The organism is Spirillospora sp. NPDC127506 (assembly GCF_040302145.1).
GTDB lineage: Bacteria > Actinomycetota > Actinomycetes > Streptosporangiales > Streptosporangiaceae > Spirillospora.
In genome coordinates, this window is sequence record NZ_JBEORG010000065.1 from 1 (window position 1) to 24,313 (window position 24,313).

Here is a 24,313-nt window from a genome sequence, read left to right on the forward strand (position 1 = left end):
GGCCTGGATCAACGAACCACCCAAGGACGAGAAAAAGGAGAACAACCAGGCACAACCCGCAGCCTGAGCTGTCTCAACGAGTTTGACAGGCTCCGGTGTGCAGGGCGGCGGTGATGGCCTCGGGCCGGCGGTGCGGGTCACGGTCATCGGGTTGGCCGTGGGTATCAGGAGTGCGGGCAAGTGCCTGGACCAGGCGGTGCACGGTGATCGCGTCGGGGGTGAGGGTGATCATGTTGTAGGCGGCCAGCTTGCCCAGCGCGGCCTGCAGCACGGCGGCGCCGCTGTTTCCTCCCATCCCTCCATCTCGCCGAGGCCGTCGAGCAGGGTGCGGGGGATGGCTTGGGGGGCGTACCAGGCCAGGATCCGCAGCAGCTCACCCGCCAGCGGGGTGGCTGCGGTGATCCGGTCCAGAGTGATCCGCCAGATCCGCGCAATCGTCCGCGCATCGCTCCTGGCGTCGCTGTCGGTGTCGCCGACGGCTGCACTGCCCTCCGCGGCCTGGTCGTACATCACCGCGGGTGAGGCCGCCAGCAGGTCCAGGTACTGGCGCGGGGAAAGCTGGTTTTGGTGCAGGTAGGCGGCGGCCTGCTCGACCGCCAGCGGCAGGAACCCCAACTCGGCCACCAACTCGGCCGCGCCGTCCGCGACGGTGCCGTCGGCCTCGACTTCGGACTTGGCGTCCACGCCGTGGGGGCCGGCGATCTGGGTGAGCAGGTCGACGGCTTGGTCCTGGGTGAGGACGTCCAGCCGCAGCGTCCGGGCCCCGAAACGGTGCCAGCCTTGCCCGAGACGGCTGGTTACCAGGACCCGGCCGCGCATCGTGCGGTCCATCAGCGGCGCGATGTGTGCGGGGTCGATGACGTTGTCCAGCACCACCAGCCAGCCGTCATGGCAGCCCAGCCAGGCCAAGCCACGCTCGGCCAGCGCCTCCAACTCCAGCACCGTTTTCAGTTCCGGCTGCAACGCGGCCGCCAGACCGGCCAGCCCGGCCTGCACAGCGGCGGCGGTGTCGGCGGTGATCCACCACACCGGATCGAACAGCGCCCCGCCACCCCCCCTCCGGCAACCCGGTGGCGGAGTGCGCGTCAACGCGGGCGGCGCGCGCAGCGGCATAGCGGGCGGCCAGGGTGGACTTGCCCACCCCACCCAAACCGTGCACCGCGGTCACCACCACCCCACCCGGCGACCGCAACGCCGCATCCAACTCCCCCAGCTCGCTGCCGCGGCCGACGAACACCTGATGCCGCCCTGGAATGTTCACCAACCCCGGAGGCGCCGCCACCTCGGCGACCGGCCGCACCGCCTCGATCGGCAGCACAGTCGACTGGTTGATGTTCACGTCCCGGCCGGCCTGGTTGAGCCGGCCGTGCCCGGACGCGGCACCTTCCAGGTGCACCCGCGTACCGTCGGCACGCTCGGCGGAATCAGTGCTGCCGGCGCCCTCGGTGCGGCCGGACGGGCCTGGTGGCGGAATGCTCATCGGTCGTTGATGTTCACGTCCCGGCCGGCCTGGTTCAAGCGCCCCTGCCCGGACGCGGTGCCGGTGATCTGGGTATTGGTCGCGTGATCGCCGGTGGACACGATGCCGTCGCTGGTGGCGTTGCCGCCGATGTCGACCGACCGCTGGCCCGGCATCGCGTCGGGCCGCTCGTGGGGGGCGCGGCGGGCCAGGATCATCCCGTACACCGCCAACACCAGCCCGGCGATCCCGACCACCGCGCCGATCACCCCGACCACGTCGACCCAGTGGAACCCCCGCACCGCGAAGTACACGATCAGCCCGATCGCCGATGCGGCCGCGATCAGCCCGCCCGTCCAGGTCAGTATGCGCCCCGTCATGGCCGACATCATCGACCCGCCGCCCCGGCCACAACAGGTCATCCGCCACATCCGCCGCAACCGGACACCGCCCTGACGCCGACAACGGGCGTCTGGTTCCGCGAGAAGGATGGGAGCGCCGTGGCCGGACACGCGGCATACCGCAGGACGCGGACGCCGCATGAGGGGGTGGCCCGCCCTCAGGGCGTCTTCTGGAGCTCCTCGTCCAGGCGGCGGGTGATGTCGGCTCTCAGGGACTTCTTGTCGATCTTGCCTACCTTGGTGGTGGGGAGGGTATCCACCACTTCCAGGCGCTCGGGGAATTTGAAGCGGGCCGCGCCTGCTCGCTCCATGACGTCGTGGACGTCCCGGAGGGTGACGTCGCGGTCGGTCACGGCGTAGAGGCAGACGCGTTCGCCCAGGTCGGGGTCGGGCATCGCCACGGCGGCGGCCAGGGTGACGCCGGGGACCTGGTAGGCGAAGTTCTCGATCTCCTCCGCCGAGATGTTCTCCCCGGCCCGGTTGATCATGTCCTTGTCGCGGCCCTCGACGACGAGGTTGCCGTCGGGGCGGAGCCGGACGATGTCGCCGGTGCGGTACCAGCCGTCCTCGGTGAACGCGCGCGCGTTGTGCTCCGCGGCCCGGTAGTAGCCCCGCGGGGTGTAGGGGCCGCGGGTCAGGAGGAGGCCCGGGGAGCCGGTGGGCACCGGCCGGCCCGCATCGTCCACGACCAGGATCTCGTCGTCGGCGCATATCGGACGGCCCTGGGTCGTGCAGATGACGTCTTCGGGGTCGTCCAGGCGGGTGTAGTTGAGCAGGCCCTCCGCCATGCCGAAGACCTGCTGGAGGGTGCAGCCCAGCGTGGGACGGACGCGGCGGGCCACCTCGTCGGCGAGGCGTGCGCCTCCGACCTGCAGCACCTCCAGCGAGCTGAGGTCGCGGTCCGGGTCGGCCTGGCGGTGGTCGATCCAGCGCTGGGCGATGGCGGGGACGACGGACGTGGCGGTGACGCGCTCGCGTTCGATGGCGGCGTAGGCGTCCTCGGGACGGTGCAAGCCCATCACGGTGCGGCCGCCGCAGAGCAGGGTGCCGAGGAGTCCGGGGCACGCCAGCGGGAAGTTGTGGGCGAGCGGGAGCGACGCGTAGTAGACGGTGGACGGTCCGAAGCCGGAGACCTCCGCGCTGCGCCTGGCGTTGTAGACGTAGTCGTCGTGGGTGCGGGCGATGAGCTTGGGGAGCCCGGTGGTGCCGCCCGACAGCAGGAAGAGCGCGACCGAGCGGCTGTCCGGACGGTAGGAGTCCACGGCCGCGCGGGGGGCGGGTCCGTCCGGTGCGGCGCACAGCGCGTGCAGGTCCACCGCGCCCGGGGCCGTCGGCTTGCCCAGCACCAGCAGGTGCCGGAGCCACGGGCCGTCCTGCCGGATCGCGGCGGCCATCGCCTGGTGGTCGAAGCCCTTGAGGTCGTCCGGGACGGCGATCGCCACGGCCTCGGCGTGCTCGGCGAGGTAGGCGATCTCGTGCCTGCGGTGGCCGGGCAGCGCCATCACGGGGATCACGCCGAGGCGCAGGCACGCGAGGGTCAGGACGGCGAACTCGACGGTGTTGGGCAGTTGCAGGATGATCCGGTCGTCCGGGCGCAGCCCCAGGTCGGCCAGGCGCAGTGCGGCGGCGTCGGCGCGGTCGGCCAGGTCCCGGTACGTCAGCCTGCGCCCCTCCTCGACGAGGGCGACCGCGTCGGGGCGGGCGTCGGCGACCGCGAGCACCTCGTCGCCGATGGTGCGGCCCCGCCAGTAGCCCTGCTGGACGTAGCGCCGGGCCGCCTCCTCCGGCCAGGGGACGACATGGTCGGATGTCCGGCTGGGACGTGTCGTTTCAGGCATGGTCTTCCTCCTGGCGGACGACGACGGCGTCCAGGGCGATGAGTCCGTCGGTGGTGAGCCGCAGTGGGTTGATCTCGATCTCGGCGACGTCGGGGCTCGCGGCCAGCGCGGCGGACAGCTTCGAGACCAGCACGCCGAACTCCCGCTGGTCAAGGACGGGTCCGCCGCGCCATCCGCGCAGCAGCCCGCCCGCCGCCAGGTCGTCCGGCATGGCCGCGGCGGTCGCCGGGGCCACGGGGGCGAGCCTGATCGCCACGTCCGCGAGGGCCTCGGCCGCGGTGCCGCCGAGGCCGGCGAGGACGACGGGGCCGAACACGGGGTCGCGGCGGACGCCCACGACGAGGTCGACGCCGGCGGGCGCCATGGCCTCGACGAGGACGCGGTCGGCGCCGATGGCGTCCAGGGCGGCGTCGAGGTCGGCCGGGGTGCGGACGTCGAGCCGCACCCCGCCCGCCTCGGTCTTGTGCAGGATCCGCGCGTCCAGCACCTTGACCGCCACCGGCGCGCCGAGGTCGGCGAGCGCCCGGTGCGCCTCCTCCCGCGTGGCGCAGGGGCGGCGCCGGGGGGTGCGGATGCCGAGTTCCGAGAGGAACGTCTTGGCGGCGTGCTCGTCGAGGGGGCCCGCGGGGAGGGCGATCCCGGGCGCGGCCTCCCCGCCGGTGCCGCGTTCCGCGCGCTGCCGGGCGTCGGTCACCAGTGCCCGGACGGCGCCGGCCGCGGCTGCCGGGGTGGTGAGCACGGGCACGCCGAGCTTGTGGAGCCGGGCCCGCTGCTCGCGGACCTCCTCGTCCGGGCCGCCGACGGCGACGACCGCGGGGGCTGCGGACGGCAGGCCGGCCGACTCCGCCGCCGCGGCCAGGTCGACGCTGCCCGGTTCCGTCAGGGCGTAGACCGCGAGCAGGTCGATCCGCTCGTCCGCGGTGACCGCCTCCAGCAGGGCGGGGAAGGTCTCGCCGGGACGTCCGGTGTCCACGGGGTTGCGCTGGAACGTCAGGGGAGGGAGCAGTTCGCCGAGGCGGGCCTGCGTGGCGGCGGAGAATTCGGGGACGCGGACGCCGTCGGCGCGGGTCCGGTCGGTCAGGAGCAGTCCGGGGCCGGCCTGGGCGGTGACGATGCCGAGGCCGGGGTCGGCGGCCGGGCGCAGCCGCACCTTCGACAGGGCGGTGAGCGCGTCGACGAGCTCCCGCTCGTCGTCGACCACCACGGCCCCGGCGTCGCGGACGGCGGCGCGGGCGGTGTGCCAGGACGTGGCGAGCGCGCCGGTGTGGGAGCGGGCGAAGTCGCCGACGTCGGTCCGGCCGACCACCAGGGCGGCGACCGGTTTCACCGCCGTCAGCCGGCGCAGGGCGGCCACCAGGCGCGGTCCGTCCGGGACGGTCTCCAGCTGCAGGGCGACCGCCGTGGTCTCCGGGTCCTCGGCGAGGTGGTCGAGGACGTCGGCGGCGGTGACGTCCAGTCCCGCGCCGATGCCGACGCCGAGGCTGACGCCGTTGCCGGCGGTGGCGAGCTCGAAGGCCAGCGCGTGGTTGACGCCGCCGCTGGCCGCGACGACGGCGATGCCGCCGGAGGGCACCCGGGCCGCGCCGGGCACGAAGCTGGCGGTGAGGCCCCGGCCGGGGGCGATGAAGCCGGAGGTGTTGGGGCCGAGCAGCCGGACGCCGGTCTCCTCGGCGGCGCGGCGGAGGGCGCGCTCGGGCTCCCGGCCGGCCGCGCCGATCTCTCCGAAGCCGCCCGCGCAGACCAGCGCGGCGCGGCAGCCGGCCGCGGCGGCCTCGACGAGCGCGTCGGCGCAGGCCGCGGCGGGGATGCAGAGCACGGCGAGGTCGAGGTCGGCGCCGGTGTGCGCGCGGGCCTGCGCCACGGACGCGAAGACGCCCGCCGCCGGGTCGGGGTCGCGGGTGTTGACGAGCGCCCGGGCGCCGGGGAATCCCGCGAGCGAGCGGGCCATGGCCGCGCCGAGCTTGTTCCCCTGGCGGGAGGCGCCGATCACGACGACGCCGGAGGGAGCGAACAGGGGGGTCAGGTCACCGTTCACGCGGGCCGCCCGGCGGTCTGCGAGCCGACCAGGTCGGCCCGGCCGGACAGCAGCAGCGTCTCGGCACGGTCGTCGTTCAGGGATTCCTCCACGATCAGGGCCGGGACGCCGTGTCCCAGCCGGGCCTGCTCGGCGAGCAGGACCCGGGTGAGCGGGGTCCCGCCGTGCACGGCCACCAGCGGACGCGGTCCGGTGTCCACGGCGGCGGCGAGGCGTCCGAACACGCCGGGCAGATCGGACTCGGCCTCCGGTGCGGCGAGCCAGAGGCCCTGGCCCGCGCCGGCTGCCGTCACGTCCCGCAACGGCACGCGTGCCCCGCCGGGCAGGGCCGCGACGGCGCCGTCCGGGGACGGTTCGACGGTCGCGAGACGCCCGGTGGAGACGTGGGAGCCGACCCTGATCGGCGAGTCCAGCGGTGCCGCGCCGTGCCGCCTGCGCCAGTCGGCCTCGACGTCGGCGACGAAGCCCGGGTCGCGGCGGGCCAGCTTGGACTTGCCGATGCTGCGGGACAGGAAGTGGAAGGCGAACTGGAGCGGGTCGAAGGCGTCGTGGTACCGGCCGAAGTGCTCCCACCAGGCCAGGCTCGGCCGGGCCGAGCCCTGGATCTTCTCCACCGGCGGCTTGCGGGCCGCCTCGTAGGCGGCCAGCGCCGCGTCGAGGTCGCCGGGATGGCCGGCGAGGCCGGCGGCGAGCGCGACGGCGTCCTCCATCGCCATCTTCGTCCCGGACCCGACGGAGAAGTGGGCGGTGTGCACGGCGTCGCCGAGCAGGACGACCTTGCCCGCGTGCCAGCGGTGCGCCCGCCGGGTGCGGAAGTTGGCCCAGCGCGAGTTGTTCACCAGGAGCCGGCGCCCGTCGATCTGCTCGGCGAACAGCTCCTCCAGGTAGCGCCTGGTCTTCTCGTCGCTCGGCCCCGGCGGGCTCGCGGCGTCGAACTCGTCCAGCCCGGCGGCGCGCCAGGTCTCCTCGTCGGTCTCCACGATGAAGGTGCTGACGTCCTTGCTGATCGGGTACCCGTGGACGGCGAACACGCCGTGCGGGCCGCGCTGGTGGACGAACGTCAGCCCGTCGAACATGTAATCGGTGCCGAACCAGATGAACTTGGCGGTCGCGACGTCGACCTCCGGCCGCAGCTCGGCGGCGAGGCGCTCGCGGAACCGCGAGTTGGTCCCGTCCGCGGCGACGATCAGGTCGTAGCCCGCCAGCTCCTCGGGGCCGGAGACCTCGGCGCCGTAGCGCAGGTCGACGCCGACCTCGGTGGCGCGGGCCCGCATCAGAGCGAGCAGCGTCCTGCGGTGGATCGCGGCCATGCCGTTGCCGCCGCAGCTGATCCGCTCGCCCTTCAGCCGGACCTCGATGGAATCCCAGTGCCGTCCCTGGTCGGCCAGCGCCTCGCGCAGCACCGGGTCGGCCCGGTGGATGCCGGCGAGGGTCGCGTCCGAGAACACCACGCCGAACCCGAACACGTCGTCCGGCCGGTTGCGCTCGAAGACCGTGACCTCCACCGAGGGGTCGGCCTGCTTGATCAGCGTCGCGAAGAACAGCCCTCCGGGGCCGCCTCCCACGCACGCGATCCTGGACACCATGGGATACCTGCCTCCTGTCGAAGATCCCCGTACGGTCGTACCCGGCGAATCCGCCGCGCCGCCGGTCCTTGCTGGTCGTCGCCGGTCCGGACGGTCGCCGGGGCGGCGACCGTCCGCGCGTCAGGCGGGCATCGTGACTCCCGCCTCGGCGGGGATCGCCGCCTTCTCCTTCGCGGGCAGGAACAGCACCAGGGCGGCGCCGGCCGCGGCCGGGATCGCGAAGGCGTAGAAGTTCCAGGACACGTCGACCTCCGCGGCCAGCAGGTACCCGCCGAACGTCGGGCCGAGGATGGCGCCGAGGCGGCCGATCCCGAGCGTCCACCCCAGAGCGGTCGCCCTGACCTGGGCGGGGAAGTGCATCGCCACGTAGGCGTTGACCATGATCTGGGTGCCGACGGTGCCGAAGCCGGCGACCGCCACGAGCGCGTACATGACCGGCTCGGCCGTGGTCTGGCTGAGCAGCGTGATGGAGACGGCCGCGGTGAGGAACGCGGCCCCGGTCACGGGCTTCATGCCGAGCCGGTCTCCGAGCGGCGCGACGAGGATCGTGCCGAACACCGCGCCGGCGTTCATCACGACGAGGAACAGCAGCGAGCCGGACAGCGGGTAGCCCGCCGACTTCATGATCTGCGGCAGCCAGGTGTTGAGGCCGTACACCAGCAGCAGGCCGAGGAAGCTGGTCAGCGCGAACAGCAGGGCGGGCAGCAGGTGCCGGCGTTCGAACAGCTCGGCGAGGTGCCCGCGGGACGGTCCGGACGCGGCGGGCCGGGCGGCGGCGCGGGCCTCGGCCGCGTGGCGGCCGCGCGCGGCCAGGAAGCTCGCCGACTCCGGCAGCAGCCGCCACAGCACCGGGACGAGCAGCAGGGGGAACGCGCCCGTCCAGTACATGACGCGGAAGCCGTGGTCGGGCATGAGGTTCATGGTCAGGACGGCGGCCAGGACGCCGCCCACCGAGTACCCGGAGAACATGATCGCGTTGTTGAGGCTGCGCCGGTCGGCCCGCGAGTACTCGGCGGTGAGGGCGACGGCGGTCGGCATGACCCCGCCGAGGCCGAGGCCGGCGAGCAGCCGGCACGCGCCGAACCAGGTGGGGCTCGGTGCGAGCGCGCAGCCGATCATCGCGATGGAGAACCAGGTGACGCCGATCATCAGGACCCGGCGGCGGCCGATGAGGTCGGTGACGGCGCCCGCGACGAGCGCTCCGGCGAGCATCCCGATCAGCGCGTAGCTGCCGATCGCGCCGGCCTCCGTCTTGGTCAGGCCCCAGTCCTCGTACTCCAGGAGGCCGGGGAGGGTCGCTCCGTAAACGATCAGGTCGTAGCCGTCAAAGACGATCACCGCGAAGCACAGAGCCATGACGGTCAGCTCGGTGCGCCGGGCGATGCGCGCAGGTGGTGGGCTCATGGCCGCCTCCCTCTTTCGATCCGGCCTCTTTCGATCCGGGAAGGATGGCCAGGAGTATGTGTCAATCTCAGGACGTACGTCAATAGAATGAAACTAATTAGGGGAAAGCCCGCCGTGGCTGCGCCACGTCGTCGGTCACTCCGGCGACGGCCGCCGAGCATGAGATAGTCGGTGAGCACGCGTCGACAGGAGGAGCCCGCCGGTGAAGCCCAGGTCCGTGGTGTTCGATCTCTTCGGCGACTACGTCCGGTACCGCGGAGGGTCCGCGCGGATGCGCACGCTCAGCACCCTGATGGGCTGCTTCGGCATCGGGGAGAGCACCGTGCGGGTGGTGCTGTCCCGGCTGCGCAAGGAGGGCTGGTTCGACGCCCACCGCCAAGGCCGCGAAAGCGTCTACTCGCTCAACCCCCGCAGCCTGCGCCTCCTCGACGAAGGCCGCTCACGGATCTTCGACCGGGTCAGAGACGACTGGGACCGCACCTGGCACATGGTCATCTACTCCGTCCCCGAAACCGACCGCGCCGTCCGCGACCGCATCCGCAAAGAACTGGCCTGGCTCGGCTTCGGACCCCTGGCCCCCTCCACCTACATCTGCCCCCACGACCGCGTCCAGCAAGTCCTGGAGAACTTCGCCGACCAACCCGCCGTACGACTCGACACCCTGCGCTGCCAATCCCGCGGCCTGCCCATCGACCGCGACATGGCCGCACGCTGCTGGGACCTGGACACCCTCAACGACGACTACCGCGAGCTGCTCCGCACCTACCGCGGCCGGCTCCCCTCCTACCGCGCAGGGCACCTCAGCCCCCGGGAAGCGCTGATCGAACGCATGCGGCTGACCTACGACTACCGGAAGTTCCCCTTCCGCGACCCCGACCTGCCGGTCGAGCTGCTCCCGGCGGGCTGGGTCGGCCGCGAGGCCCACGAGATGTTCCTCGAAGCCCACTCCCTGCTCGGCCCGCCCGCCGAGCGCTTCTATGACGAGGTCGCGGGCCTGTCCGACCCGGCGGCCTAGCATCCCTCGGCACCATATGTGTAAAAATATGGACGGACGGCGTACAGTTGACACACATCGCGTCCCTTCGTGCCGGTGACCGGGCCCGAGCCCGCGGACCGCCCGAAGGCGCGACCTCACGAGCACGACCGCAGAGGGGGCCCGAAGCCATGACGCCCACCCATCCGAGCCCGGTGCGCATCGTCGCGACCGACGGCGACGGCCAGCCGGCGCGGACGCCGGAGCTGGAGGCGCTGTACCGCGACTTCGAATCCGAATCGCTGATCCCCCTGTGGACCGAGATCGGCGACCTGATGCCGCCGTACCCCCGGTCGAGGGCACTGCCGCACCTGTGGCGCTGGAACCGGCTGCTGCCCATGGCCGAACGCGCCGGCGACCTCGTCCCGGTCGGCCGGGGCGGGGAGCGGCGCGCGATCGCGCTCGCCAACCCCGGGCTCGGCGGCCGCCCCTTCGCGACCCCCACGCTGTGGGCCGCGATCCAGTACCTCAATCCCGGCGAGGACGCGCCGGTGCACCGGCACACGCAGAACGCCTTCCGGTTCGTCGTCGAGGGCGAGGGCGTGTGGACCGTCGTGGACGGCGACCCCGTCGCCATGCGGCGCGGCGACTTCCTGCCGCAGGCCGGATGGCACTGGCACGGCCACCACAACGTCACCGACGAGCCGATGGCCTGGATCGACGGGCTCGACATCCCCTTCCAGTACTTCGCCGACTCCACCTTCTTCGAGTTCGGGCCGGACGAGGTGGAGACGCGGGAGGCGCCCGAGCGCTCCCGGTCCGAGCGGCTCTGGGGGCACCCCGGCCTGCGCCCCCTCACCCACCTGACCCCGGCACCGGCCACGCCGCTGCTCGCCTACCGGTGGGAGCACACCGACCGGGCCCTGTCGGAGCAGCTGGCCCTGGAGTCCGAAGGGCACCGGGCCACGGTCGAGCCCGGCCACGCCGCCGTCCGTTACACCAACCCGACGACCGGCGGCGATGTGATGCAGACCCTCCGGACGGAGTTCCACCGGCTCGCACCCGGCACGAGCACCGCCCCGGCCCGCGAGGTCGGCTCCTCGGTCTTCCAGGTCTTCGAGGGCTCGGGCGAGGTGACCGTGGGCGAACGCACCTGGACCGCCGAGCGCGGCGACCTGTTCGTCGTCCCCTCCTGGCAGGCGCTGTCGCTGGCGACCGAGACCGGAATCGACCTGTTCCGCTTCAGCGACACCCCCATCTTCGAGCGGCTGCACCAGCACCGCGCCACGACCTCGGAGACCGCCCAGTGAAGATCGCGACAATCCGCACCGCCGAGGGAACCCGCGCCGCCCGCCTCGACGACGGCGGCTACGTCCCGCTCGACGCCCCCGACGCGGGCGCGCTGCTCGAACGCGAGGGCTGGGCGGACGCGGCGGCGGCCGCGTCCGGCGACGCCCTGGGCCCGGACACCGCGCTCGCGCCCGTCGTGCCGCAGCCCCGCAAGATCCTCTGCGTGGGGCTCAACTACCGCAAGCACATCCTGGAGATGGGCCGCGACCTGCCGGAGCACCCCACCCTGTTCGCCAAGTTCGCCGAGGCGCTCATCGGCCCCGCGGACGACATCCAGCTCGCTCCCGAGTCCTCGGCCGTGGACTGGGAGGCCGAACTGGCGCTGGTCATCGGCCGGACGGTCCGGCGCGCCACTGAGCGCGAGGCCGCGGACGCCATCGCCGGGTTCACCGTGATGAACGACGTCACCATGCGCGACTGGCAGTTCCGGACCCGGGAGTGGCTGCAGGGCAAGACCTTCGAGGGCACCACGCCGCTCGGGCCCGTCCTGGTCACCCCCGACGAGCTGCCCGGCGGCGTCCGTCCCGCCCTCTCCATCACCTGCCGGGTCAACGGCGAGGAGACGCAGAGCGCCGACACGTCCGACCTGGTCTTCGACCCCGTCGACCTCGTCCGGTACGCCTCCACGATCGTCACCCTGCGGCCCGGGGACGTCCTGGCCACCGGCACCCCGGGAGGCGTCGGGCACGCCCGCAAGCCGCCGCGCTACCTCGCCGGCGGCGACACCGTCGTCACCGAGGTGGAAGGCATCGGCCGCCTGGAGAACACCGCGAGGACGGCATGAGCCCGCGCGGCTGGACGGACCGCGGCACCGCGCTCTTCCTTGCCACGCTGGACGGCCTGACCGACGACGACCTGTCGGCGTCCACCCGCCTGCCCGGCTGGACGCGCCGGCACGTCGTCGCCCACGTCCACGGCAACGCCGAGGCGCTGCGCCGCCTGCTGAGCTGGGCCGCGACCGGTGAGGAGAACCGGATGTACGCGGGACCGGACCAGCGCGCCGCGGAGATCGAGGAGCTGTCGGCGCTCCCCGCCGGCGACCTGCGCGCCCTCGTCCGCCAGTCGGCCGGCCGGCTCGCCGCGGACATGGACGCGCTGCCGGCCGGCGCCTGGCAGAACCAGGTGGTCACCGCTCAGGGCCGCACCGTCCCGGCGACGGAGATCCCCTGGATGCGGGCGAGGGAGGTCTGGGTCCACACCGTCGACCTGGACGCCGGCGTCACCTTCGCCGACCTGCCCGACGACCTCAACGCCGCGCTGGTCGCGGACGCCGCGGCCAAGCAGGCGGCCAAGGGCAACGCCGCCCCCCTGGCCGAATGGCTCACCGGCCGCACCCCGCACGCCCCCGCCCTGTCCCCCTGGCTCTGACGCTGGAGCGCCGTTGTGCGGGCCGTTGCCGCCGTTGCCGCCGGCTGGGTGACCGTGCATAGTACTCCAGCCGCACTTGGAGATCTCGGTCTGATCGAGGCCGGGACGTGAGACGGCCACCGCTGTGATCGTGTGGGTGTGTTGGAACCAGACGATCGGCGGTGGCCGTGCCGCCCACTGTTGCGGGCCCGGTCGTATCTGCTGGGGCTGTTGAGCGCCCTGGAGCGCAAGAACGGCTGGTCGCTGGCGGAGTTCGCCGGGGACGCGCGGCCGGACGGGATGCAGCGGCTGCTCAACCACGCCCGATGGGACGCCGACCAGGTGCGGGACGCGCTGCGGTGGCAGGTGGCCGAGCGGCTCGGCGACGCCGACGGGGTGCTGGTGGTCGACGACACCGGGTTTGAGAAGAAGGGCCGCCGCTCGGCGGGTGTGCAGCGCCAGTACACCGGCACCGCCGGCAAGATCACCAACTGCCAGATCGGGGTGTTCTGCTCGTATGCCAACACCGACCGGAAGCGGGTTCTGATCGACCGGGAGCTGTATCTGCCCGAGTCCTGGTTCGCCGTCCCGGGCCGCCGCTACCCCATCCACAGGGTGTCGATGATGCGCAGCGTCTCAGCCTCGTCGTCGACCCAGCAGCGTGAGCATGCCCTCGCCGTTCGGGCCGAAGAAGCGTGTCTGATGGCTGTCTGGCCTGGCCGTTCAGGCACCGCGTCCCACGGCGTTTCCAAGAGGTCGAGGAGGCGCTCAAGTAGTAGGCCGTGACGGACTTCGTTGGGGAGCCCGTTCAGCTCGTACAGCGCGCGTCCGTGGAAGCCGTCCCAGCGGTACGTCACACCCGGCCTTCCCAGCCCGGAGGGGTGTAGCGGACGAAGCTGTCCTCCCTGCCCTGCAGGGCGTCCTGCACCGCCTCTTCGTAGCCGGGACGGCCGTAGGCGATGGCCCGCAAGCGCCACTGCCGCAGCAGGGTTTGGACCTGCTTGAAGCGCGCCAGGTCGTGAGCCGCGTCGAGCGCCTCGTCGTACTCGGCTCGCATGTTCAAGATCGTCTTTGTACAGCGTTTGGTCGTGTGAGGTAGATCCCAGGGCGTCACGTTTTTGCCAACTTCCGCTGGCAATCAATGTAGGTTAGCCTTGCCTAACTGTGGAAGACGTGATCCGACCTCAGACGGGTTGGGCGCCGTTCTGGCGTTCGGAAACGCTGTCGCAGCGGGGCGATGCGCCGGCTCTGCTCGCCGGTGGCGAGCAGGTGTCGTACGCCGAGCTCGCACGCCTGGTGGACGCGGAGGCGGCCGCCTGGCCGGGCGGCGGCGAACGGCGCTTGGTGCTGGTGGAGCTCGAGGCCACCGTCCCGAGCATCGTCAGCTACCTCGCCGCGCTCAACGCCGGGCACGTGGTGCTCCTCGCAGCACAGGGCCGGGCCCAGCACCTGATCGACGCCTGGTCCCCTGACGACCTGGCGAGCCGCAGGGACGGCACCTGGGTCGTCACGTCAGCGGTCCCGGACGGCCGACACGACCTGCACCCCGATCTGGCCCTGCTGCTGTCCACCTCGGGGAGCACTGGTTCGCCGAAGCTGGTCCGGCTCTCCCGGGAGGGGGTGCAGGCGAACGCCGCCGACATTGCGGAGGCGCTCGGCCTCGGCCCGGCCGACCGGGCCGTGACCACCCTGCCGCTGCACTACTGCTACGGCCTGTCGGTGCTGCACTCCCATCTGCAGGTCGGCGCGTCGATCCTGCTCACCGACGGTTCGGTCGTCGACCCGGAGCTGTGGGAGGCGATGCGGGCATTCGGCGTGACCTCCCTGTCCGGCGTGCCGCATACCTTCGACCTGCTCGAGTCCTCTGGGGCGCCCACGGCCTCGGTGCCCTCGTTGCGCCTGGTCACCCAGGCCGGCGGGCGGTTCGACCCCGCCAAAGCCCGGGCCTGGGCGGCGCGCGGCCGCCGTGAGGGGTGGGACCTGCGATTGATGTACGGGCAGACCGAGGCCACCGCTCGGATGGCCGTCTCGGCGCCCGGACGGGCCCTGCAGGAGCCGGCGTCGGTGGGGTCCGCCATCGGAGCCGGCCGGTTCACCGTGCGCGACGGCCGAAGCGAGCTCCCGGTGGGCCGGGTCGGCGAGCTGCACTACGCCGGGCCCAACGTCATGCTGGGTTATGCCGAGGCGCCGGACGATCTCAGCCGCGGCCGTGACATCACGGAGCTGGCGACCGGCGACCTGGCCCGGTTGCGGCCCGACGGCACGGTGGAGATCGTCGGGCGCCGCTCGTCGTTCCTCAAGATCAACGGCGTGCGGGTCGACGTCGAGCGGGTGGAGCAGCTTCTCGCCGCCGAGGGGCTCGCCGCGCTGGTCGGCGGGACGGACGAGCGGTTGCTCGCGCTCGTGGTCGCCGATCAAGGCGACGACGACGCTCTGGCCGAGCGGACCAGGCAGATGCTGGTCAAGGCGACGGGCCTGCCCCACCACCGCCTGTCCGTGGCCGCGGTCCCGGCCCTGCCGCGGCACGCCAGCGGCAAGCCCGACCGCGCCGCCATCGGGCCGGCGTTCGACCTGATCGGCGCGGCGGCCGCCGACCGGCCCGCCGGGTCGTCGACCGCGGCGCTCGTGGCGCTGTACGCCGAGTTGCTCGCGCGGCCGGACGCCACCGCGGATTCGACGTTCGTCGACCTCGGCGGCGACTCGCTGTCCTACGTCGAGCTGTCCATACACCTGGAGGAGCGGCTGGGCGCGCTGCCCGCGGACTGGCCGCAGCGCCCGATCCGGGAACTGTCCACCGACGCGCCGCGGCGGCGGAGCCGGTTCGCCCGGGTGGACACGACCATCGTGCTGCGCGCGCTCGCGATCGTCGCGATCGTGGGCTCGCACACGCACGTGTTCCGCGTCCTCGGCGGCGCGCACATCCTGCTCGGGGTGGCGGGCTACAACTTCGCCCGCTTCGCGGCGAGCGCCACGGCCGCCCGCGAGACGTGGCGCCGGGTCTGGACCACGGTCGCGCGCATCACCGTCCCCACATCCGTCTGGGTCGCCGCGGTGGGGCTCGCGACGGGGACCTACTCCGTCGCGAACCTGGTCATGCTCAACTGGATCTTCGGCAGCGACCGGTGGTCGTCCACCTGGCGGCTGTGGTTCATCGAGGCGCTCGTCTGGAACCTGCTGGCCTTCGCGGCGCTGCTGAGCGTCCCGGCCGTCCGGCGGCTCCATGCCCGGGCCCCGTTCGCGCTGGCCGCCGGGGTGGCGCTCCTCGGCGCGACCGCCCGGCTCGACTTCGTCGACCTGACGTCACCGCCCGGTCGCGGGACGGCCCCGGCCGTTCTCTGGCTGATCGCGATCGGCTGGGCCGCGCAGGTGGCGTCCGGTCGCCGCCAGCGCCTGCTGCTGAGCGTGCTGATCATCGCCACGTTGCCCGGTTTCATGGACAACGCCGTGCGCGAGGCCACCATCGGCGCGGGACTGCTGCTGATCGTCTGGGTGCGCACACTGCCGGTGCCGCGTCCGCTGGTACCCGTTCTCGCCGTCCTGGCGGGCGCGTCCCTGTACGTGTACGTCACCCACTTCGAGGTGTACCGCTCGACCGACTGGGCGCTGGTCAACTTCGGACTCGCCCTCGGGATCGGCCTGCTCGCCTGGTTGGCGGCCACCCGGCTGACCGCCCGGCTCGGCAGGCGGCTCCATCGAGACGGCAGCCCGGCTGCGGCGGACCCCGAACCCCTTCCCTCGACTCCACAGGAGGCCCTTCGATGAACCGACGTCTACGCCAAGCCCCCGTGGTCGGAGCGGCCCTGGTGGTGATGGCCCTGGCCACCGCATGCGGCTCGGGCGGCAAGGAGGCCGCGCTCGACCCGGACAAGCTCACGATCTACAGCGCGCAGCACGGGGACCTCATGGACGCCTGGGTCGAGGGCTTCACCAAGGACACCGGCATCGAGGTCCAGGTCCGTGAGGGCGCGGACTCCTCGATGGGCAACCAGATCGTGGCCGAGGGCAAGCGCTCCCCCGCGGACGTCTTCCTCACCGAGAACGCGCCGGCGATCACCGTCGTGCAGAACGCCGGCCTGATGGCCCCGGTCGAGCAGACCACCCTGGACCAGGTCGACCCGGCGTTCAGGCCCGGCAGCGGCAAGTGGGTCGGGATCGCGGCCCGCTCGACCGTCCTGGTCTACAACCCGGGCATGGTCTCGGAGGCCGATCTGCCGGCGTCCATGATGGACCTCGCCAAGCCCGAGTACGCCGGCAAGTGGGGGGCCGCACCGGCCGGTGCGGACTTCCAGGCGATCGTCGCCGGTCTCCTTGAGGCCAAGGGAGAGGCGGCGACGAGCCAGTGGCTGGCCGGCCTGAAGAAGAACGCGAAGGTCTACCAGAACAACATCGCCACCATGAAGGCCGTCAACGCCGGCCAGGTGCCGATGGGGATCATGTACCACTACTACTGGTACCGGGACCAGGCGCTGACCAAGGACGGCAGCAAGAACACCCGGCTCCACTACTTCAAGAACCAGGACGTGGGCGCGTTCGTCAGCATCAGCGGCGGGGGCGTGCTCGCGTCCAGCAAGCATCCGGCGGACGCGCAGAAGTTCCTGGCCTGGGTCACCGGCCCCAAGGGCCAGGCCGCCATCAGCGCCAGCAAGTCCATGCAGTACGCCGTCGGCAAGGGCCAGCCGTCCGACCCGGCGCTTCCTCCGCTGAAGTCGCTCCAGGCCCCCAAGATCGACCCGTACACGCTCGACGGACCCAAGGTGATCAAGCTGATGACGCAGGCGGGAATCATCTGACCGTGAGCGCAACCAAGGCCATGCCGAAGGCCCGCGCCGCGACCCGCGCTCGCGGAGCACCGGCCGGCGGCTCGTTGCTCGGGGCCGCGGTGCTGGTGACCGCGGTGACGGTGCTCCCGATCGTCGTGGTGCTGGTCACCGCGCTGAGCCAGGGAGGGTCCGAGGTGATCGCCCAGGTCGTCCGGCCGCGGATCGGTGAGCTGCTGCGCAACACGGTCGCGCTGGTCGTCCTGGCCACGGGCGCGTGCGCCGCACTGGGCACCGGCGCCGCCTGGCTGGTGGAACGCACCCGGCTGCCGGGCGCGGGCTGGTGGCGCGCCGCGCTGGTCGCGCCGCTCGCCGTGCCCGCGTTCGTCAACGCCTACGCCTGGGTGTCGCTGCGCCCATCGATGACGGGGCTGACCGGGGCGGTGCTGATCACCACGCTCTCGTACTTTCCGTTCGTGTTCCTGCCGGTGTCCGCGGCACTGCGCGGGCTGGACCGATCCTGGGAGGACACCGCGCGCTCGCTCGGCCTCGGCCCGTGGCGCGCGTTCGCCCGCATCGTCCTGCCGCAGTTGCGCCCGGCCCTCCTGGGCGGGTGCCTGCTCGTGGCGCTCCATCTGCTCGCCGAGTTCGGCGTGCTCGCCATGCTGCGCTTCCCGACGTTCACCACGGCCATCCTCGACCAGTACGAGGCCGCGTTCGACACCGGCACCGGCAGCATGCTGGCCGTGGTGCTGATCGGCTTGTGCGCGGCGGTGCTGGCCGTCGAACACCTCTGGCGTGGGCGCCGGGGCCACGCACGGATCGGCTCCGGGGTCATCCGACGCCCCGAGCCCCGGCCCCTCGGCTGGTGGTTCACGCCCAGCCTGGCGGCCCTCACCCTGCTGGTGGCCCTCGCGCTCGGCGTGCCCGCGTACAGTCTCGGCCGCTGGCTCGCCGCGCCGACCGCCGCCCTCGACGGCGCCGGCCTGGCCACCGCGCTGGGCTCGACGATCGCCCTGGCGGTGGCCGCCGCGGCCGCCTCGTGCGTGGCCGCGTTCCCCGTGGCCCTGCTGCTCCGGCAACGGCAGACGCCCGTCACCACGGCCATCGAGCGGCTCTGCTACCTGACCAGCTCACTGCCAGGTGTCGTCGTCGGCCTGGCCCTGGTGACGCTCGCCATCCGGTGGCTCACCGGGCTGTACCAGAGCGCGACTCTGCTCGTGGTGGCCTACACGGTCCTCTTCCTGCCCCGTGCGCTGATCTCCATCCGGGCCGCGCTCGCGCAGGCGCCGACCCCGCTGCTGGAGGCGGCACGCGCGCTCGGCGACAGCCCGTGGCGGGCCGTGCGCCGCGTCGTCGTCCCGCTGGCCCTGCCCGGGATCCTGGCGGGCTTCGCCCTGGTCTTCATCGCCACCACTACCGAACTGACCGCGACCCTCCTGCTCGCACCGACCGGAACCAGCACCCTGGCCACCGGTTTCTGGGAGGCGAGCAGCACCCTCGACTACGGCGCCGCCGCGCCCTACGCCGTCACGATGGTGATCCTCTCCGCGCCCATGACCTGGCTCGTCCTGCGCAAGCGGGCGGTGACGCCATGACGCGCCTGGCCGTCACCGGTGTCAGCGCCTCCTACGGCGACACCGAGGTCCTGCACGGAGTCGACCTGGTGGTCGAGAGCGGATCGGCCACGGCCATCCTCGGAGCCTCCGGCTGCGGCAAGACGACCCTGCTGCGGGTGATCGCCGGCTTCCACACGGTGGACGCCGGCGAGGTCCGCATCGGCGAGCGGGTCGTCCTGCGCCCCGGGTACGCGATACCGCCCGAGGGCCGGGGGATCGGCTACCTCTCGCAGGAAGGCAACCTGTTCCCTCATCTGACCGTGGCCGGAAACATCACGTTCGGCCTGCCCCGCCGCAAGCGCCGGGACACCGCACGGGTCGCGGAGCTGCTCGACCTGGTCGGCCTCCCCGCCGGCCTCGCCGACCGCCGTCCGGAACAGCTGTCCGGCGGGCAGCAGCAGCGCGTCGCGCTCGCCCGCGCGCTCGCCCGCCGCCCCGGCCTGGTGCTGCTCGACGAGCCGTTCAGCTCCCTCGACGCCGGGCTGCGCGTCTCGACCCGGCGGGCCGTGGCCGACGCTCTGGCCGCCACCGGCGCGACGGTGCTGCTGGTGACGCACGACCAAGGCGAGGCCCTCTCCTTCGCCGACCAGGTGGCGATCATGCGGGACGGACGGTTCGTCCAGGTCGGGCCGCCGAAGCAGGTCTACTCGACACCGGCGGACCGGACCACGGCCGGCGTGCTCGGAGACATGACCGTCATCCCGGGCGAGGCCCAGGAGGATCATGTCGCGACCCCGCTCGGCAGCCTGCCGCTGGCGGACGGCGGCGCGACCGGACCGGTGGACGTCGCCCTGCGCCCCGAGCAGATCCTGATAGGCGCACCGCGACCCGGGGCCGCCGAGGCCGTGGTCGACACCGTGGACTACTTCGGCCACGACGCCCTGGTCCGGCTCGTCCTGCGGCAAGGCGGCACGCCCGTGCTGGCCCGGGTGCTGGGGGACGAGTCGCCGGCGCTCGGGCAGCTCGTCGGGCTCCAAGTGCGCGGACCGGCACGGGCGTTCACCCGCCCGCACGGCCGGACCGCGGCCACCGAACCCTCCTGATCCGCGAAGCCCCGCGTCCACCGGCGGCACCGCCGGCGGAGGCGGTGCGGTCGTCCAGCGCCCCGCCCGCGCGCGGCGGCTCGTCGCCGGGTGCGGGCGGGGGTGGGGCCGGCGACCGCCCGGACGCGGCGGCCTGGCCTCGGGTGCCCAGATCAGGCTTCGCCGAGATGCGGCAGATCACGGATCGGTTCGGCTGAGGATGCGGACGAGACGGACGAGAGCGGCGCGCCGGCCGTCTGGATCGTCGTTGAGGCCGGGCATCAGCATCCGCTGCATCTGGGGGGTCGCGAACCACCATCCGGCCAGGGCGATGACCGCGTAGAGCAGGTCCTGGGGCGGTATCCCGGGGTTGAGGCGTCGTGATCGCTGCGCCGCCGCCAACGCGGCGATCTTGTCGGCGTAGTGGGCGGTCCGTTCGGCCTGGGCCGCCACCGGCTCACCCGCCGGGGTGTGGAGTCCTTCCCAGTGCAGCAGCCGGATGAAGTGCGGGTGCGCACGGTGGTAGTCGAACACTCGCCCGGCATATTCCCCCAGGTCGGACGCGGTCTCCTCGTCCAACGGCACGGCTTCGGCCAGGCGTTCCAGCTCCTTGGTGAGCACGATCGCGAACAGCTGCCGCTTGTTGCCGAAGTAGGAGTAGATCCGCTCCTTGTTCACCCCCGCCTCGGCGGCGATGCGGTCCATCCGGGCCGCCTCCGGGCCCTGAGCGGCGAACTCGGCGACCGCGGCGTCCAGGATCAGCCGCCTGGTCCTCTGTGTGTCCCATGCCATGACCTGAGGATACGCCAAAATCCAACTCGCTGGTTGGATTTCGGCCGGCGCGTGTGGCAAACTCCAACTCGGTAGTTGGAATTCCCCGTACCGGAACACAAGGAGATGTCATGCCCCCGGTCCGCCCACGGCTGGACGCCCCCGCGGCCCCCTCGATTCATCTGCGAGCCCTGTTCACGTGGCTGGCCGTCTACGGCATGCTCATGGTCACGCAGGCGCTGCTGGGATTCGCCCTCGGATCCCTCTCTCTTCCCGCGCGCACCCTGGTAGTCACGGGCATCGTCGTTCCCGCGGTCGTGTACGTCGTCGTCCCGGCCATCCTTCGGGCCTACGCGGCGCTCCGCCGCCGCGTAACCAGGTCCAGGTGATGACTGCGCAGGTACTTTCAGTCCGCGGGCACTGTCGCGCGCTGCTGACGGAACTCGCGTGGCGACAGGCCATAGGCGCTGCGGAACGCCTGGCTGAAGTGCGCGGAGTTGGTGAACCCCCACCGGGCCGCGATCGCTTTGATCGTGCGGTCGTCCAGCCGGGGCTCGGCAAGGTCACGGCGGCATCGTTCCAGGCGGCGCTCGCGGATCCAGCCGGCGACGGTGCGCCCTTCGGCCTGGAACAGCTTGTTCAGATAGCGCAGGGAGATATGGTGCGCCGCGGCGATCGCGCCCGGAGTCAGATCAGGGTCGCCCAGGTTCGCGCGGATGAAGGCGTGGATCTGGGCCATCAGCGCTCGCCGCCCGGTGTGGGCCGGCACGACGGCCTGAGCGTCCAGCGCCCCGGCCAGCGCCGCGGTCAGCACATCCACGGTCAGGGTGGACAACCGGGTGGCGCCGGCCGGGCTGAGCTCGTGCATGTGCCGAGCGAGCTGGAGCATGAACTGCGACGTCAGCGCACCGACGCCTTTGGCGCCGGGGATGCCGACCGCGCTCAGCCGCCGCAGGTCCCGGGAGGGCAGTGGCAGCAAGGAGCGCGGGAACCGCAGGAGCAGCACCTGGCTCATCGGTATGTCCGGGGCGAACTCGCCCACATACGGCTGTGAAGGGTCCCACAGCTTCAGGTCCCCGACCCGTAAATCGGCGCAATGGCCGTCCTGCGTTGCGATGACGCCGCCGCGCACGATGCAGCCCAGCGCGAATATGCCGGGATCTGATCGGCGAATGAGTTCAGGCGTGCGGTGGATCGAGTGCGGCATCGTGGTGATCAGCGTCGCCTGCACGTCGCCGAAGGCGCAAACGTCGATCCGCCCCCGGAACTCTCTCTCCAGTGCCGGCTCGCAGCGCAGATCAAAAGGCACCCAGAGCTTCGAGTGCACCTCATGCCAAAGCGCGAACCGCTCCCCCGCCGGGACCTCGGCGGTGTTGATCACGTCCATGACCCACCACAGTGTTATCGCCGTCGCTGCGGGGACCCGCCCAGGATCGCCCGGAAAGGACTCGAACTCAAGCCACCGGGCCATGCTCATCACGGCCCGGCAGAGCGGCGGCCCGCACTCCGCCGGGCGTGCGGGCCGTCGCTCTGACCGCGACTCGGACTCCGTCGGGGTCAGGCGGGCACCTTCTCCCTTTCGACGATGTTGAGGGCCTCCCGGAGGTAGTTGCGGAACACGGGGTAGTTCTCGCTCATCGGGAAATGCCCGATCTCGTCCATCTTGATGAAGGTGGCGTTCTGGATCGCGTCCGCGGTGCGGGCGCTGTCCTCCGGAGTCGTCAGGTAGTCGTACTCGCCGGTGAGCATCACGACGGGGCACCGGTTCCCGTCGATCTCGTGCAGGCGGTCCCGCAGGTCGTGGTCGACGCTGTAGAAGTACAGGTCGCCCTTGAAGGCCTCGGAGCCCTGGGAGTAGTAGAACCACGTCTTCCAGCGGTCGGCCTCCGGCGACTGCGGCGCCATCAGGTCCCACACTCCGCTCGCGCAGACCTGCGCGGCGTTGGCGTGCGGGTGCTGCCACCAGTCGAGGTAGAACCCGGGCGAGTAGTCCGCGCCCTCGACCGACAGGACGCCGGCGAACCGGTCGGGCCGCCGCAGCGCGAGTTGCAGCGCGACGTTCCCGCCGAAGGAGGAGCCCATGAAGATGGGGTCTTCGAGTTCGAGGGCGTCGCACAGCGCGACGATGAAGTTGACGTAGTGGTCCGCGGTGAGGGTGTACTCCTCCTTCCACCATTCGCGGTTCTCCGGCGGGTCGGACTTGCCGTGGCGGGGCAGGTCGTAGGCGATGACGCGGTGGTTCGCCGTGATCTCCTCGTCCTCCAGCAGGCCGCGCCACTGGTGGTTGTGGCAGCCGGCGGTGTGCTGGCAGACCAGCGGCCGCCCGGTGCCGTTCTCGAGGTAGAAGACCTTGTATTCGACGCCGTCGGCTTCGACGGTCACGTAGTGCCCGGTGACGGGGGATACCTTGCTCACTGTGATCTCCTTCCTCAGGCGGGCGATCCGACGACGCGGAGCAGCTCGATCTGCCGGGTGATGCAGCGAAGGTTCTGCATGAGGACCAGGATGTCTCCGTCCAGCCGCATGTCGCGCTGGAAGGTGGCCGCCCAGATCCCGTGGTGCATCGGGGGCGGCACCGGCTGACCGAACCCTCGCCAGGTCTCGGCGCTCGCGCGGATCGCGAACTGGTAGGGGACGTCGAGCGGACCCGGATCCACCACGACATCGGTCACGCGCCCCGACTCGACCTTGATCGCGTAGGTGTGGTCGGTGGCGTCTAGCAGGTAGGTGCAGGTGAAGTACTTCCCGTGGGCCTGGATCTCGGGATCGTCGTTGCTGGCCGCGGCGAAGGCGTCGGCCCACTCCCGGGGCGACACGGCCTTGGTCGGCGCAGTCACAGTCATGTTCGGCGTCTCCTCCCCCACTGGACGCTTCGGCGATATGCAGCGCCGTACCCAGGCTCAAGGAACCCGTTGCCCCAAGAACCCCCAAAATCCGGTCAAATCAGGCGATATGGGTCAGCGGACCCACCTCACGTTGAAGGGAGAGACGGGTCGCGGGGAGCCATCCCGGCGGTAGCGGAGAACGGTGTCACCGGCCGCCCGTTCTTCGTCGAACTCCTCCTCGAAGGCGTTCTCGTCTTCCAGTTTCCGGCTGAGCCACTCATCGAAAGATCGTGACTCGGCGAGTTCCCAGCCTTTGGCGACTTCTATCGCGCCCATCACCGTATCGACGTCAGGGCCGTCGCAGAACACCTCGAACTCGTCGACGTCCTCCGATATATCGGAGACCCGATCAACAATCCACGCTACGTCCAGACGGTTGATGTACCTGGCGGAGGACACCTCGTTGAAAGTCACTCCGATGACAACGGTCGCCTCGTCCCCTCGAACCTGCCCGAACGTGCTCAGCGCGCGCCGCGCGACGGCGAAGTCGCCTTGAAAGTACTCGCGCCCCGCGCCCGTGCGTGAGAGCTGCCGGCCGATCGCGCGGATCAGATCTTCTTCCGCGCCTTCGGCGTCCGCGACCAGGACATGTGCGTGACGGGTGATGGTGACACCCCGTTTGAGGCAGTCCCGGGTGTGCTCGCCGAGCCGGCGCTCCCAGTCGTCGGTTCTGCCGACCTTGATAATCCCCGTGCTCAATTCCAACGCGTAGACAAAGCCAGCAGGCAAGGCCGAGCCGCCTCTCTTCCATCGGTGATCGGCGGGAGTCTAAGCCTCGATCCACCGATGGTGTATCGAGGTCGATCTCTCGGTCTTTTCGGGAGGACGGTTGAGTTGTCGGCCGCCCGCGGGCAGGGGTGATCGGC

Annotated in this window: 22 protein-coding genes and 1 pseudogene; 10 read left to right on the forward strand and 13 right to left on the reverse strand. The window is 71.9% G+C overall.

Going from position 1 to position 24,313, the window contains the following annotated elements:
* Window positions 1-73: 73 nt before the first annotated feature.
* The 7 genes from ABTW95_RS33775 to ABTW95_RS33805 form a co-directional block, all read right to left on the reverse strand.
* Window positions 74-271: a hypothetical protein gene (locus ABTW95_RS33775; protein ID WP_500228433.1), complete on the reverse strand. Its 198-nt coding sequence runs from the start codon at window positions 269-271 to the stop codon at window positions 74-76.
* Entirely contained in the window at window positions 229-1,113 is an 885-nt protein-coding gene (locus tag ABTW95_RS33780) for a hypothetical protein (protein ID WP_500228434.1), read from the reverse strand. The genes ABTW95_RS33775 and ABTW95_RS33780 overlap by 43 nt, the downstream gene beginning before the upstream one ends.
* Before the next feature lie 363 nt (window positions 1,114-1,476).
* Window positions 1,477-1,839 carry a hypothetical protein gene (locus ABTW95_RS33785; protein ID WP_500228435.1) on the reverse strand — a complete coding sequence of 121 codons (363 nt, stop codon included), beginning with the start codon at window positions 1,837-1,839 and terminating at the stop codon, window positions 1,477-1,479.
* 179 nt (window positions 1,840-2,018) lie between these two features.
* Window positions 2,019-3,698 (reverse strand): (2,3-dihydroxybenzoyl)adenylate synthase, encoded by a 1,680-nt coding sequence (locus ABTW95_RS33790; protein ID WP_500228436.1) that lies wholly within the window; start codon window positions 3,696-3,698, stop codon window positions 2,019-2,021.
* The gene (locus ABTW95_RS33795) at window positions 3,691-5,733 is read right to left on the reverse strand and encodes an acetate--CoA ligase family protein (RefSeq protein ID WP_396445146.1); all 2,043 of its coding nucleotides are present in this window, start codon (window positions 5,731-5,733) and stop codon (window positions 3,691-3,693) included. Before ABTW95_RS33795 ends, ABTW95_RS33790 begins: the two co-directional genes overlap by 8 nt.
* Window positions 5,730-7,319 (reverse strand): FAD-dependent monooxygenase, encoded by a 1,590-nt coding sequence (locus tag ABTW95_RS33800; RefSeq protein WP_500228437.1) that lies wholly within the window; start codon window positions 7,317-7,319, stop codon window positions 5,730-5,732. Before ABTW95_RS33800 ends, ABTW95_RS33795 begins: the two co-directional genes overlap by 4 nt.
* Before the next feature lie 120 nt (window positions 7,320-7,439).
* Window positions 7,440-8,723, reverse strand: coding sequence for an MFS transporter (locus tag ABTW95_RS33805; protein WP_396445148.1), 1,284 nt, complete (start codon window positions 8,721-8,723; stop codon window positions 7,440-7,442).
* 202 nt (window positions 8,724-8,925) lie between these two features.
* Between ABTW95_RS33805 and ABTW95_RS33810 the strand changes: the two genes are divergently transcribed.
* The 5 genes and pseudogenes from ABTW95_RS33810 to ABTW95_RS33830 form a co-directional block, all read left to right on the forward strand.
* Window positions 8,926-9,738 carry a PaaX family transcriptional regulator gene (locus ABTW95_RS33810; protein ID WP_396445149.1) on the forward strand — a complete coding sequence of 271 codons (813 nt, stop codon included), beginning with the start codon at window positions 8,926-8,928 and terminating at the stop codon, window positions 9,736-9,738.
* Window positions 9,739-9,887: 149 nt separating this feature from the next.
* On the forward strand, window positions 9,888-11,006 hold the full coding sequence (locus tag ABTW95_RS33815) for a cupin domain-containing protein (protein WP_500228438.1): 1,119 nt from the start codon (window positions 9,888-9,890) through the stop codon (window positions 11,004-11,006).
* Complete coding sequence (locus tag ABTW95_RS33820; RefSeq protein WP_396445151.1) at window positions 11,003-11,830, forward strand: fumarylacetoacetate hydrolase family protein; 828 nt, start codon at window positions 11,003-11,005, stop codon at window positions 11,828-11,830. Before ABTW95_RS33815 ends, ABTW95_RS33820 begins: the two co-directional genes overlap by 4 nt.
* The gene (locus ABTW95_RS33825; protein ID WP_396445152.1) at window positions 11,827-12,414 is read left to right on the forward strand and encodes a maleylpyruvate isomerase family mycothiol-dependent enzyme; all 588 of its coding nucleotides are present in this window, start codon (window positions 11,827-11,829) and stop codon (window positions 12,412-12,414) included. Before ABTW95_RS33820 ends, ABTW95_RS33825 begins: the two co-directional genes overlap by 4 nt.
* Before the next feature lie 132 nt (window positions 12,415-12,546).
* A pseudogene (locus ABTW95_RS33830) lies at window positions 12,547-12,990 on the forward strand (IS701 family transposase); the annotation flags it as partial.
* A 256-nt stretch (window positions 12,991-13,246) separates the two neighbouring features.
* Here ABTW95_RS33830 and ABTW95_RS33835 read toward each other — a convergent pair.
* Window positions 13,247-13,450 (reverse strand): DUF6247 family protein, encoded by a 204-nt coding sequence (locus ABTW95_RS33835; RefSeq protein ID WP_396445165.1) that lies wholly within the window; start codon window positions 13,448-13,450, stop codon window positions 13,247-13,249.
* Between the two features lie 116 nt (window positions 13,451-13,566).
* Here ABTW95_RS33835 and ABTW95_RS33840 point away from each other — a divergent pair, with 116 nt between their 5' ends.
* The 4 genes from ABTW95_RS33840 to ABTW95_RS33855 are packed head-to-tail and all read left to right on the forward strand — an operon-like array spanning window position 13,567 to window position 19,812.
* Complete coding sequence (locus ABTW95_RS33840) at window positions 13,567-16,155, forward strand: AMP-binding protein (RefSeq protein ID WP_500228439.1); 2,589 nt, start codon at window positions 13,567-13,569, stop codon at window positions 16,153-16,155.
* Complete coding sequence (locus ABTW95_RS33845; protein ID WP_396445154.1) at window positions 16,152-17,183, forward strand: iron ABC transporter substrate-binding protein; 1,032 nt, start codon at window positions 16,152-16,154, stop codon at window positions 17,181-17,183. The genes ABTW95_RS33840 and ABTW95_RS33845 overlap by 4 nt, the downstream gene beginning before the upstream one ends.
* 2 nt (window positions 17,184-17,185) lie before the next feature.
* Complete coding sequence (locus ABTW95_RS33850) at window positions 17,186-18,748, forward strand: ABC transporter permease (RefSeq protein WP_396445155.1); 1,563 nt, start codon at window positions 17,186-17,188, stop codon at window positions 18,746-18,748.
* A complete protein-coding gene (locus ABTW95_RS33855) occupies window positions 18,745-19,812 on the forward strand; it encodes an ABC transporter ATP-binding protein (protein ID WP_396445156.1) in 1,068 nt (355 codons plus the stop codon). The genes ABTW95_RS33850 and ABTW95_RS33855 overlap by 4 nt, the downstream gene beginning before the upstream one ends.
* 177 nt (window positions 19,813-19,989) lie before the next feature.
* Here the strand turns inward: ABTW95_RS33855 and ABTW95_RS33860 are convergent, their stop codons facing one another.
* Window positions 19,990-20,583 (reverse strand): TetR/AcrR family transcriptional regulator, encoded by a 594-nt coding sequence (locus ABTW95_RS33860; RefSeq protein ID WP_396445157.1) that lies wholly within the window; start codon window positions 20,581-20,583, stop codon window positions 19,990-19,992.
* 110 nt (window positions 20,584-20,693) lie between these two features.
* On the opposite strand from ABTW95_RS33860, the gene ABTW95_RS33865 reads away from it, so the two are divergent.
* Window positions 20,694-20,951 carry a hypothetical protein gene (locus ABTW95_RS33865; RefSeq protein WP_500228440.1) on the forward strand — a complete coding sequence of 86 codons (258 nt, stop codon included), beginning with the start codon at window positions 20,694-20,696 and terminating at the stop codon, window positions 20,949-20,951.
* Between the two features lie 17 nt (window positions 20,952-20,968).
* Here the strand turns inward: ABTW95_RS33865 and ABTW95_RS33870 are convergent, their stop codons facing one another.
* From ABTW95_RS33870 to ABTW95_RS33885, 4 genes are all read right to left on the reverse strand, one after another.
* Window positions 20,969-21,949 carry a helix-turn-helix domain-containing protein gene (locus tag ABTW95_RS33870; RefSeq protein ID WP_500228441.1) on the reverse strand — a complete coding sequence of 327 codons (981 nt, stop codon included), beginning with the start codon at window positions 21,947-21,949 and terminating at the stop codon, window positions 20,969-20,971.
* 170 nt (window positions 21,950-22,119) lie between these two features.
* Complete coding sequence (locus tag ABTW95_RS33875) at window positions 22,120-22,977, reverse strand: alpha/beta fold hydrolase (RefSeq protein ID WP_396445160.1); 858 nt, start codon at window positions 22,975-22,977, stop codon at window positions 22,120-22,122.
* 14 nt (window positions 22,978-22,991) lie between these two features.
* On the reverse strand, window positions 22,992-23,405 hold the full coding sequence (locus ABTW95_RS33880) for a hypothetical protein (protein WP_396445161.1): 414 nt from the start codon (window positions 23,403-23,405) through the stop codon (window positions 22,992-22,994).
* 114 nt (window positions 23,406-23,519) lie between these two features.
* Entirely contained in the window at window positions 23,520-24,176 is a 657-nt protein-coding gene (locus tag ABTW95_RS33885; protein WP_500228442.1) for a GIY-YIG nuclease family protein, read from the reverse strand.
* Window positions 24,177-24,313: the final 137 nt, after the last annotated feature.

What these genes read in the sequence shown, in the direction of transcription:
- ABTW95_RS33785 (WP_500228435.1), bottom strand. Translation starts at nt 1,839, where the DNA reads ATGACGGGGCGCATACTGACCTGGACGGGCGGGCTGATCGCGGCCGCA.
- ABTW95_RS33805 (WP_396445148.1), bottom strand. Translation starts at nt 8,723, where the DNA reads ATGAGCCCACCACCTGCGCGCATCGCCCGGCGCACCGAGCTGACCGTC.
- ABTW95_RS33825 (WP_396445152.1), top strand. Translation starts at nt 11,827, where the DNA reads ATGAGCCCGCGCGGCTGGACGGACCGCGGCACCGCGCTCTTCCTTGCC.
- ABTW95_RS33780 (WP_500228434.1), bottom strand. Translation starts at nt 1,113, where the DNA reads ATGCCGCTGCGCGCGCCGCCCGCGTTGACGCGCACTCCGCCACCGGGT.
- ABTW95_RS33790 (WP_500228436.1), bottom strand. Translation starts at nt 3,698, where the DNA reads ATGCCTGAAACGACACGTCCCAGCCGGACATCCGACCATGTCGTCCCC.
- ABTW95_RS33835 (WP_396445165.1), bottom strand. Translation starts at nt 13,450, where the DNA reads ATGCGAGCCGAGTACGACGAGGCGCTCGACGCGGCTCACGACCTGGCG.
- ABTW95_RS33815 (WP_500228438.1), top strand. Translation starts at nt 9,888, where the DNA reads ATGACGCCCACCCATCCGAGCCCGGTGCGCATCGTCGCGACCGACGGC.
- ABTW95_RS33880 (WP_396445161.1), bottom strand. Translation starts at nt 23,405, where the DNA reads ATGACTGTGACTGCGCCGACCAAGGCCGTGTCGCCCCGGGAGTGGGCC.
- ABTW95_RS33860 (WP_396445157.1), bottom strand. Translation starts at nt 20,583, where the DNA reads ATGGCATGGGACACACAGAGGACCAGGCGGCTGATCCTGGACGCCGCG.
- ABTW95_RS33800 (WP_500228437.1), bottom strand. Translation starts at nt 7,319, where the DNA reads ATGGTGTCCAGGATCGCGTGCGTGGGAGGCGGCCCCGGAGGGCTGTTC.
- ABTW95_RS33845 (WP_396445154.1), top strand. Translation starts at nt 16,152, where the DNA reads ATGAACCGACGTCTACGCCAAGCCCCCGTGGTCGGAGCGGCCCTGGTG.
- ABTW95_RS33865 (WP_500228440.1), top strand. Translation starts at nt 20,694, where the DNA reads ATGCCCCCGGTCCGCCCACGGCTGGACGCCCCCGCGGCCCCCTCGATT.
- ABTW95_RS33855 (WP_396445156.1), top strand. Translation starts at nt 18,745, where the DNA reads ATGACGCGCCTGGCCGTCACCGGTGTCAGCGCCTCCTACGGCGACACC.
- ABTW95_RS33870 (WP_500228441.1), bottom strand. Translation starts at nt 21,949, where the DNA reads ATGGACGTGATCAACACCGCCGAGGTCCCGGCGGGGGAGCGGTTCGCG.